This window comes from Sphaerotilus microaerophilus, from assembly GCF_023734135.1.
In the GTDB taxonomy this organism is placed as follows: domain Bacteria; phylum Pseudomonadota; class Gammaproteobacteria; order Burkholderiales; family Burkholderiaceae_C; genus Sphaerotilus; species Sphaerotilus microaerophilus.
On sequence record NZ_AP025730.1, the window covers coordinates 5,422,981 to 5,436,147 of the forward strand.

At 69.2% G+C, this 13,167-nt stretch carries 14 protein-coding genes; 8 read left to right on the plus strand and 6 right to left on the minus strand.

What is annotated here, in order from left to right; genetic code table 11:
* Positions 1-25 precede the first annotated feature (25 nt).
* Entirely contained in the window at positions 26-466 is a 441-nt protein-coding gene (locus NGK70_RS23355) for a nitrate reductase cytochrome c-type subunit (RefSeq protein WP_251970842.1), read from the plus strand.
* 128 nt (positions 467-594) lie between these two features.
* On the opposite strand, the gene NGK70_RS23360 is transcribed toward NGK70_RS23355, so the two are convergent.
* From NGK70_RS23360 to NGK70_RS23375, 4 genes are all read right to left on the minus strand, one after another.
* Complete coding sequence (locus NGK70_RS23360; protein ID WP_251970843.1) at positions 595-948, minus strand: cupredoxin domain-containing protein; 354 nt, start codon at positions 946-948, stop codon at positions 595-597.
* Between the two features lie 167 nt (positions 949-1,115).
* Positions 1,116-1,982, minus strand: a complete 867-nt coding sequence (locus tag NGK70_RS23365) for an ethylbenzene dehydrogenase-related protein (protein WP_251970844.1) — start codon at positions 1,980-1,982, stop codon at positions 1,116-1,118.
* Positions 1,983-2,097: 115 nt separating this feature from the next.
* Positions 2,098-2,682, minus strand: coding sequence for a NapC/NirT family cytochrome c (locus NGK70_RS23370; RefSeq protein WP_310742559.1), 585 nt, complete (start codon positions 2,680-2,682; stop codon positions 2,098-2,100).
* Positions 2,683-2,806: 124 nt separating this feature from the next.
* Positions 2,807-4,447: a cytochrome D1 domain-containing protein gene (locus tag NGK70_RS23375; RefSeq protein ID WP_487391331.1), complete on the minus strand. Its 1,641-nt coding sequence runs from the start codon at positions 4,445-4,447 to the stop codon at positions 2,807-2,809.
* Positions 4,448-4,815: 368 nt separating this feature from the next.
* Here NGK70_RS23375 and NGK70_RS23380 point away from each other — a divergent pair, with 368 nt between their 5' ends.
* The 5 genes from NGK70_RS23380 (at position 4,816) to NGK70_RS23400 (ending at position 9,169) form a co-directional block, all read left to right on the plus strand.
* Complete coding sequence (locus NGK70_RS23380) at positions 4,816-5,436, plus strand: TetR/AcrR family transcriptional regulator (protein ID WP_251970846.1); 621 nt, start codon at positions 4,816-4,818, stop codon at positions 5,434-5,436.
* The gene (locus tag NGK70_RS23385; RefSeq protein WP_251970847.1) at positions 5,433-6,644 is read left to right on the plus strand and encodes an efflux RND transporter periplasmic adaptor subunit; all 1,212 of its coding nucleotides are present in this window, start codon (positions 5,433-5,435) and stop codon (positions 6,642-6,644) included. The genes NGK70_RS23380 and NGK70_RS23385 overlap by 4 nt, the downstream gene beginning before the upstream one ends.
* Entirely contained in the window at positions 6,641-7,891 is a 1,251-nt protein-coding gene (locus NGK70_RS23390) for an ABC transporter permease (protein ID WP_251970848.1), read from the plus strand. Before NGK70_RS23385 ends, NGK70_RS23390 begins: the two co-directional genes overlap by 4 nt.
* Positions 7,892-7,895: 4 nt before the next feature.
* Complete coding sequence (locus NGK70_RS23395) at positions 7,896-8,621, plus strand: ABC transporter ATP-binding protein (protein ID WP_251970849.1); 726 nt, start codon at positions 7,896-7,898, stop codon at positions 8,619-8,621.
* A 131-nt stretch (positions 8,622-8,752) separates the two neighbouring features.
* Positions 8,753-9,169, plus strand: a complete 417-nt coding sequence (locus NGK70_RS23400) for a hypothetical protein (RefSeq protein ID WP_251970850.1) — start codon at positions 8,753-8,755, stop codon at positions 9,167-9,169.
* Positions 9,170-9,325: 156 nt separating this feature from the next.
* On the opposite strand, the gene NGK70_RS23405 is transcribed toward NGK70_RS23400, so the two are convergent.
* Together NGK70_RS23405 and NGK70_RS23410 are read right to left on the minus strand one after the other, a co-directional pair.
* Positions 9,326-10,054: a DUF2202 domain-containing protein gene (locus NGK70_RS23405; RefSeq protein ID WP_251970851.1), complete on the minus strand. Its 729-nt coding sequence runs from the start codon at positions 10,052-10,054 to the stop codon at positions 9,326-9,328.
* A 40-nt stretch (positions 10,055-10,094) separates the two neighbouring features.
* Complete coding sequence (locus tag NGK70_RS23410) at positions 10,095-10,409, minus strand: hypothetical protein (protein ID WP_251970852.1); 315 nt, start codon at positions 10,407-10,409, stop codon at positions 10,095-10,097.
* A gap of 529 nt (positions 10,410-10,938) precedes the next feature.
* Between NGK70_RS23410 and NGK70_RS23415 the strand changes: the two genes are divergently transcribed.
* Together NGK70_RS23415 and NGK70_RS23420 are read left to right on the plus strand one after the other, a co-directional pair.
* The gene (locus NGK70_RS23415; RefSeq protein WP_251970853.1) at positions 10,939-11,706 is read left to right on the plus strand and encodes a response regulator; all 768 of its coding nucleotides are present in this window, start codon (positions 10,939-10,941) and stop codon (positions 11,704-11,706) included.
* Between the two features lie 30 nt (positions 11,707-11,736).
* Positions 11,737-13,164, plus strand: a complete 1,428-nt coding sequence (locus NGK70_RS23420) for a sensor histidine kinase (protein WP_251970854.1) — start codon at positions 11,737-11,739, stop codon at positions 13,162-13,164.
* Positions 13,165-13,167: the final 3 nt, after the last annotated feature.

A 13,167-nucleotide genomic window follows, 5' to 3' on the forward strand; every position in this document is an offset into this window, starting at 1 on the left:
CGAACGAACAAAGAAAGGACCTGAAATGAGCAAGTCCCTCACCCTCCTGATGGCCGCGGCCGTGGCCGCTGGCGTGTTCGGCTGCGCGCAGTTCGCCGGCGTGAACTCGCTGCGTGGCGAAGACGCCGCCACCATCGACAAGGCACCGGCCGAGCAGAAGCTCTACGCCGGCAAGCGCCCGGGCAGCGGCGCCCCCATTGCCCGCACCTTCAAGGAGCAGCCGCCGCTGGTGCCTCACGCGATCGAGAACTTCGACGAGATCACCAACGAGGAGAACCAGTGCCTCGAATGCCACAGCCCGGCCAATGCGCCGAAGAAGGCCGCACCGAAGATCGGTGACAGCCACCTGACCGTGGCGGCGGCGGTGCGCATGGAGCGCTACCAGTGCAACAGCTGCCACGTGCCGCAGGTGGATGCCAAGCCGCTGGTGACCAACACCTTCTCGGGCAACGTCGCCGCGAAGTGATTGAAGCGGCCGGCCGTAGGGTTCACCGCAGGCCAGCCACTTTTGCGTCATGACGGCACTGGCGGGCTGGGCGCCCGACCGGTGCTGCGGTCATGCCCATCGCGCGGCCGACCAGCGCCGGCCTGTCGTCACTCGGTGACGACCACCTCGCCCTTCATCTCCGGATGCGGGCCGCACTCGTAGGGGTAGCGCCCCGGACGGTCGAAGCGCCGCTCCCAGGCGTCGTCGGGAAAGAGCCGCTCGGACTCGCTGCCCTGGGGCCCGAGGAACCGCACCGAGTGGGTGGTGCGCTTCTCGCGGTTGACCCAGCGCACGATGCTGCCTGCTTTCACGGTGACAGAGGCGGGCAGGTACTGATAGTCGCGGATCTCGACCACGACCACCGCCGCCGCAGGTTCAGCCGCGGCGGCGACAGCGTGCAGGACACCCGCCCCCACGGCCAGGAGGGCCGTGCACAGGCGTCGACGGTTCAGCGGGGGCATGGAAGTTCTCCGGGTTCTGAAACGGAAAACGGCTGGCAGACCCGGGGGTCGCCAGCCGAAGAGTCCCTGCGTTGAACTGCGATCACGCCAAGCAGCCACCGTGGATCCGGCTTTGCCGGTCCACAGGTTGCGCCCCCTGGGGGGAGCGGCGTGAGCCGCAACGGGGCTTACTGTTTCGCAGCAGTGATGTCGCCCTTGGTGTCGATGCCCAGGGTGTAGCCCAGGGAGACATGGTGGTAACGGCCGGTGGCCCAGTCGTCGTGGATGGCGAAGCCGAAGTTCACCGCCTTGCCCGCGGCCAGGGCGACGTCGCCCTCACCGCCAGCGAGCTTGCGGGTGAAGACCACCACCCACTCGTCGCCCTTCTTCTCACCCTTGGCTTCGACCAGCGCCTTGCCGCCTTCCATCACGCGCTTGTCGGCCACGTAGCCGTCGAACTTGCCGCCCTTGCTGGTCCACTGCAGCAGGTCATAGAACTTGCCGCCGGCGACGTTGCCGTCCTTGATGTACTTGGTCTTCTTGTCGTCCTTGGCGTCCGGCATCGTGCGGGCGTCGTTGTGGCAGGTTTCCCAGCAGCCGGAGAGGTTGGCGCCGGGCACCTTGTTGTCCTCCAGCATGAAGGCCAGCTTGACCTGGTTGTCCTTGTCCATCTTGTCGCCACCGGCCGCGGCGGGCTGCTTCCAGCTGAAGCGCATGTACAGGTTGCTGCCGTCGTGGGCGGCCTGCACGTTCACGGCGATGGAGGCGGCCTTGCCCTTGATCGGCTTGGGTTCGAGCTTCTGGCCGCTGGCCATCTTCTTGCCCATGTCGGCCGTTTCCTCGTCATGGCAGCTCGCGCAGGTCTCGCCCTTCTTGAGCGCGCGCGCGCCACCGTGCTCGGTGCCCTTGGTGATCCACTCCATCGGCGACGTGCCGGGGTAGAAGGCGGTGACCTTGCGGGCGGGCACCTTGCTCCAGTCCGGAGCGGCGGCGAAAGCGGAGCCAGCGCCGAGCACGAGGGCGGCGGCGGCCAGGGCGATGCGGGTCATTTGCATGGTGTCGGTCCTTTCAATGTTCGATCTTCGCGGGTGATTCAACGCAGGCGATCCGAAGCCGTTGACCCCACCGGGCATGGCGAGGCCAACCACCTTCAGGCGGCGCCCGGAATCCTCACTCCTCTTCCTTCATGCCCTGGGGCTTGTGGTGTGCGATGCCCTTGTGGCAGTCGATGCAGGTATCGCCGTTCTTCTTGGCCATCTCGTGCGACTTCTTGGCACGCGGCTTCTGCCGCTCGGGATCCATGCTCGCCAGCGTGTGGCAGTTGCGGCACTCGAGCGACTCGTTGGCCTTCATGCGCGCCCACTCGCTTTCGGCGAGCTTCAGGCGCTTGGCCTCGAACTTCTCGCGCGTGTCGATGGTGCCCACCAGCTTGCCCCAGACCTCGCGCGACGCCTGGATCTTGCGCAGCATCTTCGGGCCCCATTCCTTGGGCACGTGGCAGTCCGGGCAGGTCGCACGCACACCGGTGCGGTTGGTGTAGTGGATCGTGTTTTCCTTGTACTCGGCGTAGACGTTGTCGCGCATCTCATGGCAGCTGATGCAGAACGACTCCTTGTTGGTGGCTTCCAACGCGGTGTTGAAGCCACCCCAGAAGAGCACGCCGAGCACGATGCCGACCACGAGCAGGGTCAGCACCGAGTATTTTGAACTGGGAGCACGAAGGCGCCCGATCAGGGAAGTGTTGTTGTCGCTCACTTGCAGATCCTCCAGATCCGTGGCCCTTGGTGGATGCGGGCAGCGCCACGATGGGCGCTGCCTGCCGTGAGCGCCGCCCTCGCGGCACTCACGTTGCGGCCGTGTCCAGCGGCCGCGCCAGCGGTCAGTAGACGTCGTGCTGGGTGTTGTAGACGTTGAACTTGCCGGTCGGCGTCACGATCGCGGGATCGGTGATCACCTTCTTGAGCTTCAGCGTCTTGTCGTCATAGATCACGATCGCCGACTGGTCGGTCTTGCCGCCCCACAGGCTGATCCACACCTCGTCACCCGCCATGTTGTATTCCGGGTGGGTGGCGCGGCGCAGCGCCTTGGTCTGCGGCAGGCCGCTGTCCTGGGCCACGTTGAGCTTGACCGGCGCCTTGTTCAGGTCCTTCATGTCGTAGACATACACCGACTCGGCGTTCTCACGCTCGGGGTTCATCGGCATGTCGGCCCACAGGTGGGTGGACTTCGGGTGCGTCTTGACGAACAGGTTGCCCGCACCGCCGGTCTTCAGCTCCTGGACGACCTTCCAGTTGTACTGCTTGAACTTGGCGTCGGCCTTCTTCTCGGACGGCGTGGAGATCAGCGTGATCGCCGCATCGCCCAGGTGACCCGTGGCCCACACCGGCCCGTAGGTCGGGTGCACGAAGTTCGCGCCACGGCCCGGGTGCGGGATCTTCTTGGTGTCCACCAGGGCAGCGAGCTTGCCGGTCTTGGTGTCCACCGCAGCGATCTTGTGCGAGGCGTTGGCAGCGACCAGGAAGTAGCGCTTGGACTGGTCCCAGCCACCGTCGTGCAGGAACTTGGCCGACTCGATCGTCGTGGTCTTCAGGTTCTTGATGTCGCTGTAGTCCACCAGCATGATCTGGCCGGTTTCCTTGACGTTGACCACCCACTCCGGCTTGGTCATCGACGCCACGATCGAGGCCACGCGCGGCTCGGGGTGGTACTCGCCATCCACCGTGTTGCCGCGGGTCGAGACGATCTTCTTCGGCTCCAGCGTCTCGCCGTCCATGATCGAGTACTGGGGCGGCCAGTAGGTGCCACCGATCAGGTACTTGTCCTCGAAGCCCTTGAACTTGGAGGTGTCAACCGAGCGGGCATCGGCACCGAGCTTGACCGTGGCGACCGTCTTCGGCTCTTCGTACCACATGTCGATCAGCGTCACCAGGCCATCACGGCCGACGGTATAGATATAGCGGCCCGACGCCGAGAGGCGGGAGATGTGCACCGCGTAACCGGTGTCCAGGATCTTCCAGATCTGCTTGGTGTCGCCGTCCACCAGCGCCAGCTTGCCCGCGTCACGCAGCGTGATGGCGAAGATGTTCTTCAGGTTCACCTTGTTCATCTGCTTCTTGGGGCGCTGGTCCACGGGCACCAGCAGCTTCCACGAAGCCTGCATGTCTTTCAGGCCGAACTCGGGCGGCACGTCCGGCGTGCGCTGGATGTAGCGGGCCATGACGTTGATCTCCTCCTTGGTGAGGATGTCGTCATAGTTCACCATGCCGCCTTCGGTGCCCAGGGCGATGATCTTCTCAAGCCGGTTGGTGCCGAGCTTGAGCGTGCCGCCCTCGGTCACGTTCCCGTCCTTGTCCTTCTTGGACCAGTGCGGCTCCAGGTTCTTGCCGGTGGCGCCCTTGCGCAGCACGCCGTGGCAGCCTGCGCAGCGCTCGAAGTAGATCTTCTTGCCCACCTCGATTTCGGCCTGCGTCATCTCTGGCGCACCGGTCTGTGCCTGGGCCCCGGCCGCGAAGGTCGCCATCAGCGCCAGCGCCAGCCGAGTCAATGTCCTGGTTGTCATCTCAACACTCCGTCTAGCGGGCCACGGATCTCGCGGCCCTTGCAGCACGAACGCCATCGTCTCACCTCGTTCCGATGGGCCCGGCGGGGGCTGCAGATCCTCGCCTTGAGCGTGCGCCATGTTCGATCTCAGGGGGGGGAGCGTCCTTGAACTGGTTCAAGACCCCGCCGGCTCAACGCAGGAGCAACAACTGCCTGTGGCACGGAAATTGATGACCATCATGTTTCGCCAGGAAGATACCACCATAGGTATATGGTTGATCGTGTGAACGCACACGCCCCGGGGATTTCGCCGCACAATGCAAGTATTCAATTACTTACTTTTAGTCAATGCCCCAGTCTCCTCCCCCTGGCTCCAGCCGCCAGCCCACCGGGGTGCGTCAGGCGGCCATCGTCGCCGCGGTGTTCCGGCTCGCCGGCGAGCGCAGCCCGGCCCACATCACCACCGGTGACATCGCGGCGGCGCTGGGCATCACCCAGGGCGCGGTGTTCAGGCACTTTCCCAGCAAGGAAGCGATCTGGCTGGCGGCCATGGGCTGGGTGCACGCCGAGCTGATGCGGCGCCTGGACGCCGCCGTGCAGCCGCCGGCCGGTGCACTGGATGCGCTTGCGGCGATGTTCCGGGCCCATGTGGACTTCGTCACCGAGCACCCCGGCGTTCCGCGGGTGATCTTCCAGGAGCTGCAGCAGCCCGGTGACTCGCCAGTGAAGCAGGCTGTTCGCGGCCTGCTGCAGGACTACCGCCGCCTGTTGCAGCACCACCTCGCCCAGGCCGTGGCGAACGCGGAGGTGCCCGCCGACCTGGACCAGGACGCCGCCGCCACCCTCTTCATCGGCATCGTGCAGGGCCTGGTGATGCAGGCCCTGATCAGTGGCCAGCCCGCGCAAATGCCGGAGCAGGCCGCCCGTGTGCTGGCCCTTTACCTTCGCGGACTGCGAGAGCACTCATGAATTCATCCTCCCTGTGGAAGCGCCGCGCCGGGCTGGGCATTGGCGCCTTGGTCTTGATCGGTGCGCTGGCCTGGGTGGCCGTGAAGTCGGGGCCTTGGGCGCCCACGCGCGTCACCATGACCCGCGTCGCCAACGGCGCGCTGCAGCCGGCCCTGTTCGGCATCGGCACGGTGGAGGCGCGCCGCAGCCACCTGTTGGGGCCGACCGCCACGGCCCGCGTCCTGAAAGTGCATGTCGACGTGGGCGACTTGGTGCAGCCGGGCCAGCTGCTGGCCGAGCTGGATCCGGTCGACCTGGACCAGCGTGTCGCTGCGCTGGATGCCTCGCTGACGCGCGCACGCAGCCTCGTTACGTCCGCCGAAGCGCAGCAGCGTGACGCCCAGGCCCGGCGCGAGCTGGCCACCGCCAACGCCCGGCGCTATGCCGAGTTGAGCGCGCAGGAATTCATCAGTGCCGGCGCCCTGGAAGCCCGCCAGCAGGAGCAGCGCTCCGCCGATGCCGCCGTGCAGGCCGCCGACGCCGCCCTGGCCGCCAGCCGGCAGGACCTGCAACGCCTGGGCGCCGAACGCGCCGGCCTGTCGCAACAGCGCGACCGGCTGCGCCTGAGCGCACCGGCAGCCGGCGTGATCGCCAGCCGCGAGGCCGAACCCGGCTCCACCGTCGTGGCCGGCCAGGCGGTGCTGCGGCTGATCGACCCGGCCAGCCTGTGGCTGAAGGTGCGTTTCGACCAGGGCCGCGCCGCCGGCCTCGCCGCTGGCCAGCCCGCCCAGGTCGCCCTGCGTTCGCGGCCCGGCCAGGTGCTGCCTGGCCGCATCGCCCGGCTGGAGCCGCTGGGCGACGCCGTGACCGAGGAACGCATCGCCCAGGTCGCGCTCGATGCGCTGCCTGCCGGGTTGACCGTGGGTGAACTGGCCGAGGTGACCGTGCAGCTGGCCCCCACCACCGACCGCCCCTGGGTGCCCAACGCCGCCCTGCAGCAGCGCGGCGGCCAGACCGGCGTGTGGCGCGTGGCCGAGGGCCGGCCCGTCTTCACCCCGCTGCAACTCGGCAGCGGCGACCTCGACGGCCGCGTCCAGGTGCTCGACGGGCTGAAGGCGGGTGACGCCATCATCGTGTACAGCGAAAAGGCATTGAGTGCCGACGCACGGCTGCGCGTGGTCGACGCGCTGGCCGGCGGGTCGGCAGGCTCGACGGGGCTGGCGAAATGATCAGCCTCGCCGGGCGGGACATCCTGCATGGCTGGGGCCGCTTCGTGCTGACCGGCATGGGGCTGGGCCTGCTGATCGGCGTGACGCTGACGATGGCCGGCGTCTACCGCGGCATGGTCGATGACGCCCGCGCCCTGCTCACCAACAGCGGCGCCGACCTCTGGGTGGTGCAGCAGGACACCCAGGGCCCGTACGCCGAATCCTCCAGCCTGCGCGACGACGTGGTCCGCAGCCTGCGCGGCCAGGCCGGCGTGGCGCGTGCCGCCAACGTCACCTACCTGACGATGCAGGTGCGCCGCGTCGGCCCGGCCGTCTCGGGCATCGACGGTGCCGACAGCAATCGTGACAGCGACCGCGATGTACGGGCGATGGTGGTGGGTTTCGACAGCACGCTGCCGGGCCAGCCTGGCGCGCCGCCCTACTTGGTGGCCGGACGCCAGCCCACGCGCAGCCATTACGAGGCGGTGGCCGACGTGAAGACCAACTTCCAGCTCGGCGAGCGCATCCGCATCCGCCGGCACGACTACACCGTGGTCGGGCTGACGCGGCGCATGGTCTCCTCCGGCGGCGACCCGATGGTGTTCATCCCGCTGGCCGATGCGCAGGAGGCGCAGTTCCTGAAGGACAACGACGCGATCCTCAACGAGCGCGCCCGCACCGCCACCAACCCGGCGATCAACCGCCCCGGCGTGCCCGGCCTGCTGGAGGCGGTGCAGGCCGCGCAGGCCAGCAACCACAACGTCAACGCGGTGCTGCTTCAGGTGCAACCCGGCTTCGATGCCGAGGCGGTGGCGCAGCCCATCCGCCGCTGGAAGCACCTGGAGGCCTACACCCGGGTGCAGATGGAGGACATCCTGGTGGCCAAGCTGATCGCCACCTCGGCCAAGCAGATCGGCATGTTCCTGGTCATCCTGGCGATCGTCAGCGCCGCCATCGTCGCCTTCATCATCTACACGATGACGCTGGGCAAGATCCGCGAGATCGCGGTGCTGAAGCTCATCGGCACGCGCAACGCCACCATCGCCGGGATGATCCTGCAGCAGGCGCTCGGGCTGGGGCTGATCGGTTTCATCGTCGGCAAGGTGGCCGCGACGATCTGGGCGCCGGTGTTCCCCAAGTACGTGCTGCTGGAGAGCGGCGACGCACTGCGCGGGCTGGCCATCGTGATGGTGATCTGCGCGCTGGCCAGCACGCTGGCGATCCGCAAGGCGCTGGCGGTGGACCCGGCCGAAGCCATTGGAGGATGACGCCATGACCGAACCCGCCATCCTGATCGAGGGCCTGCGCAAGGTCTACGGACACGGCGACACCGCCGTCGAGGCGCTCAAGGACGTGCACCTGCGCGTCGAGCCCGGCGAGGTGGTCGGCCTGATCGGCCCCTCCGGCTCGGGCAAGAGCACGCTGCTGAAGTGCCTGGGCGCCGTCATCGAGCCCACCGCCGGGCGCATGGTGCTGGGCGGCCAGACCATCTACGACAGCAGCGGGCCAGGTCGGGGCGGCTGGCAGATTCCCGACCTGCGCGCGCTGCGGCGCGACCGCATCGGCTTCATCTTCCAGGCGCCCTACCTGATCCCCTTCCTGGACGTGACCGACAACGTCGCCCTGCTGCCCATGCTCTCCGGCCAGTCCAACCGCGTCGCGCGCGAGCGGGCACAGGAACTGCTGGGCGCACTGGACGTGGCACACCGCGCCCGGGCCCAACCGAGCGAGCTCTCCGGCGGTGAGCAGCAGCGCGTGTCGATCGCCCGCGCACTGGCCAACCACCCGCCCGTGGTGCTGGCCGACGAGCCCACCGCGCCGCTGGACAGCGAACGCGCACTGGCCGTGGTGCGCATGCTCAACCAGATGGCGCGGCAGTACCGCAGCGGGATCATCGTCGTGACGCACGACGAGAAGATCATCCCCACCTTCAAGCGGATCTACCACATCCGCGACGGCCGCACGGTCGAGGAAGCCGGCGAGGGGCGCGAGGTCTGAGCAAGGGTGGTGCCAGCGCGGCCGGAAAGTTCCCTGCCGGACCTTGCGCTGGATCGCCCCCCCGCGGCGCCACCGGCGTAAATTGTCCACATCCGTTCCCACCCATGGAGGTTCATATGAACACTTCCCGCATGGTTCGCAGTCCCCGCAAGTCCCGTACCTGGATCCTGTCGGCCGCCCTGGCGCTGTGCGCCGGCACGGTCTTCGCCCAGGCCGCCAGCGCCCCCGGTCCCGGCATGGGCGGGATGGGAGGCATGGGGCAGGGCATGAGCGGCATGGGGCCCGGCATGGGAGCTGGGATGGGTGGCATGGGCGGTATGCAGGGTCGTCAGGCAGCCCGCGCCGGCGGTGATTTCACCCCGGGCTGGGCCATGATGACCAAGGAGGAGCGCAACGAGCACCGCAACCAGATGCGCTCGATGAAGACCTATGACGAATGCCGGGCCTATGCCGACAAGCACCACGAGCAGATGGCCGCCCGCGCCAAGGAGAAGGGCCAGACCCTGAGCGGCCCGCGGCGTGACGCCTGCGCCGGGTTCAAGAAATAAGCTGAGCCGGGCAGCTGCAGCGGGAGGGCCGGCTGCCCGCTGCCTTGCTGCTGCGGACTTTGCGCGCAACGAACAAGGGGTGCAGCCACAAGCTGCACCCCTTCGTCATGGGAACCTCGTCGGGACGGGCCACGGGTGCCCGCCCCCGGAGCGCCATCAGGCGCCCGACTCCATCGCCGAGTTGACGATCGCATCGAACTCCGCCTGCGTCAGGTATTTGGGCGTGTAGCTGCCGCCCTGCTGCAGCAGCGTCGCGTAGAACGAGCGCAGGTGGTTGCGTGAACCGCGCAGCAGGTTGCCATAGACCAGCAGGATGTCCGCGTTGTCGGCCGCCAGCTGGTGCGCCACGATGTCGCGCATGTCCAGCTCCTCGATCTCGCAGCCCACCTGCAGGGCATCGATCAGGCTGAGCCGGCTGCGTGCCGCCAGGGTGGCGTACAGCGACTGGAACTCGGGCGTGGCGAACACCCGCTCGGCCAGGCCGTCCATCGGGTCGGGCAGGTCGTAGCGATCCAGCAGCGTCGCCACCGCCGTGGCATGGGTGGTTTCGCTGGAAGCGATGTTGGCGAACACCGGCAGCGGCCACAACGCGGCGGCACCGGCATAGACGTCGTGTGCCACCTGCTCTTCCTGCCGCATCGCCAGCAGCCCGGCCGATTCGGCGGCCGACAGTTCCTGCAACGGCAGGCTGTCCACGGCGGACTGCCAAACCGCTGCGGAGGCGGCCTGGCCGCGGGCGGCGCCACCCTGCATCGCCAGCGACGCCTCGTCGCCCCCTGCCCCCCCTCCGCCACAGGCCCACAGCCCGCCGGTCACGCAGGCCAGGATCGTCAGATGCAGCCAGCGCGGGGTCGGTTGTTTGATGGTCATCCGGTTCGTCGTCATGGGGTACTCCTGGTAGGCAACTTGCAGGAAGACATCAGCTTCACTGCACCTTCAACTGTTCGCGGGTACGCACCTGTTCCTGGGCCTTGAGGGCCTCGCGGACCTGGGTCTGGCTCATGGTCTGCTGGGGCATGCCCTTGCCGGACGGGCCCGCCGCCCCGGTTCCAGCACCAGCACCGGTACCAGCTCCTGCGCCCGCACCAGCTCCCACACCTGCCCCGGCACCCGCGGATCCGGCACTCCCGCCGGCGCCTGCACCGCCACCGGCCGCGCCGCCCACAGCCAGGGCCGCACCGCCAAATGCCAGCGCAGCGGCCAGCGCGATCCACTTCAGGTCGAACGTCTTCGTCTTCATCACAGACTCCTACGTGAACAAGAACTCAGCCTCTCAACGGCCCCGGCCACGGCCGGCGCCTCCTCGATCACCACCCAGGCCCCCGCCCATCGCCCCCCGCCCCCAGGGCGGCGAACCTCCCTGCGGTACAGGCCAGCTCGGCGAAGTGCCTGGCCTCTGGGCCTGCCGCTGCTCGTAACCCGCGCCCCACGGCGGCCCGGCCCGCTCCATGCGCACCGCGGACGCGGCACCCAGCGGGGCGCTGGCGGCCGGCTCCTCTGGCGCGACGGACCTAGGCTCGGCGTGAGCCACGGCCGTCGTGGTGAGCAGCAGGGCCAGCGCCCAGGAAAACCGCGTAGCGGTCGGGCAGATCAACAGGGTTGTCATGGCGGCGATCTCTGGGCGTCAGCGTAGGCCCGGCCCGTCGCCACCCGATGTCAGCGGCGCCGCCGTCGGCGCCACTGCGTGGCACCCGGTGACACCGCATGTCGGCCGGTGTCACTGCGTGACGGATTGCACAGCGCGGCAGCCGCAGCGATAGACTGATCCGATGGACAGTCCCCAAAGTCCGCGCGTGCTGGTGGTCGACGACGACCCCACGTTGCGCGAATTGCTGACCGACTACCTCGGCGCCAGCGGCTTTCAGGTCGAAGGCGCCGCCGATGGCGTGCAGATGCGCGCACGCATGGCGCAGGCCTGGCCCGATGTGCTGGTGCTCGACCTGATGCTGCCGGGAGAGGACGGCCTGAGCCTTGCGCGCGAGCTGCGCCGCCACTCCGACCTGCCCATCCTGATGCTGTCGGCACGGGGCGAGGAGATCGACCGCGTGATCGGCCTGGAGGTCGGCGCCGACGACTACCTGGCCAAGCCCTTCGGCCCGCGCGAATTGCTGGCCCGCCTGCGCGCCCTGCTGCGGCGCAGCCACCCGGCGGCCCCCACGCCGTCACCGCCGGAGGCCGCGACGTCCCCCGCCCCTGCGCTCGCACCACCGGCCGAAGCGGCCACGCTGCACCGCTTCGGCCCTTACACGCTGGACCCACAGGCCTGGCGGCTGCTGCGCGACGGCAGCGAAGTGGCAGTGACCAGCGCCGAGTTCGCACTGCTGCGCCTGTTCGTGCAGCACCCGAACCGGGTGCTCTCGCGCGACGACCTGATCGAGCGGCTCAAGGGCTACGAACGCGACGCCTTCGATCGCAGCATCGACACGCGCGTGACCCGGCTGCGCCGCCGCATCGAGTCCGACCCCGCCCACCCGGTCTACATCCGCACCGTGCGCGGCGAGGGCTACCTGTTCAACCCACGCGGCGAGGCGGCCTGACGGGCGCGTCCCGCCCGCCTTTCATCTCCGATGCCCCCGCGCCCACCGGCCCCCCTGGCTCGCCACTACTTGGTCTGGCTGGCTGCCCTGACACTGGCGCTGGGCGGGGTGATCGTCGGCAGCGCGCTGCAGTTCGTGCTCTGGCCGATGGCACAGCGCTCGGCCGACGACCTCGCCGGCCTGATGGTGCTGGCGGCCCAGACCTGGAGCGAGTTGCCACCCGAGACACGGCCCGCCTTCGAGGAAGAGCTGGCGCTGCGCCACCGGCTGGCGCTGCGGCCCGACTTCGCCCCGCCGCCGCCCGGCACCGAGCTGGTGCACGGCTTCTACATCGGCTTCCTGGAGGATGCGCTGCAGCGCCGCACCGGCCAGCCGGCCTCACTGCAGCTTCTGCCGGCGCCGGGCGACCGCGCCAGCGCTCCCGGCGCCGCCATCACCGATCACCCTGCCGCCCCCTGGCTGTGGACGCGCATCCCGACGGCGGGCCGGCAGATCGGCGTGGGCTTCGACACCACCCGGCTGGACACCCACCCCCTGCAGGCGCTGGGGTCCATCCTGGCGCTCGGCAGTGCGCTGGCCATCGGATTGGCGCTCTGGCTGGCCCGGCGCATCGCCCAGCCGGTGGCCCAGCTGGAGCAGGCCGCAGCGGCCCTGGCGGCCGGGAGCGGGCCGCAGCGGCTGCCGGAGACCGGGCCGGCCGAACTCGCCCGGCTGGCGCGCCACTTCAACCACATGGCGACCCAGGTGCGCGAGCTGCTGGAGGCGCGCACCACCTTGCTGGCGGGCGTCTCCCACGACCTGCGCACGCCGCTGGCGCGCATGCGCCTGGCCCTGGAGATGCTGAGGCTCCAGCCCGACGAACGGCTGATCCACCGGCTGGAGCAGGACATCCAGGCGATGGACGCCCTGATCGGCCAGATGCTCGACCTGGCCCGCGGCCTGGATCGCGAGGCAGCCGAGCCGATCGACGTTGCCGCCTGGCTGGCGCTGCGCGCCGAAGCCCACCGCGAGGCCGCTGCCGTGGCCGGAGCACACATCGAGGTCGATTGCGAGGCGGGCCTGGGTGTCCAGGCCGCACCGGGTGCCCTGGCGCGCGTGATCGACAACCTGCTCGGCAACGCGCTGCGCTACGCTCCGGGCGAAATCACCTTGCAGGGCCAGCGCCTGCCGGGCGGTGACACGGTGCGTCTGAGCGTGGCCGACCGTGGCCCCGGCATCGCGGCCGAGCACCTGCCGGTGGTCTGGCGCCCCTTCCAACGCCTGGAGGCCTCGCGCAGCCCGCAGACCGGCGGCTGGGGCCTGGGCCTGGCCGTGGTGCGTCAGCTGGCCGCCATCCACGGTTGGCACGTCGAACTGCAGGGCCGCGAAGGCGGTGGACTGGAAGCTGTGGTCGACCTGCCGCCGCTCGAAGGAAGACCGCACAGCCAGGACGAAGGAGGCTGTGCGCCCCCGTCTTGACGC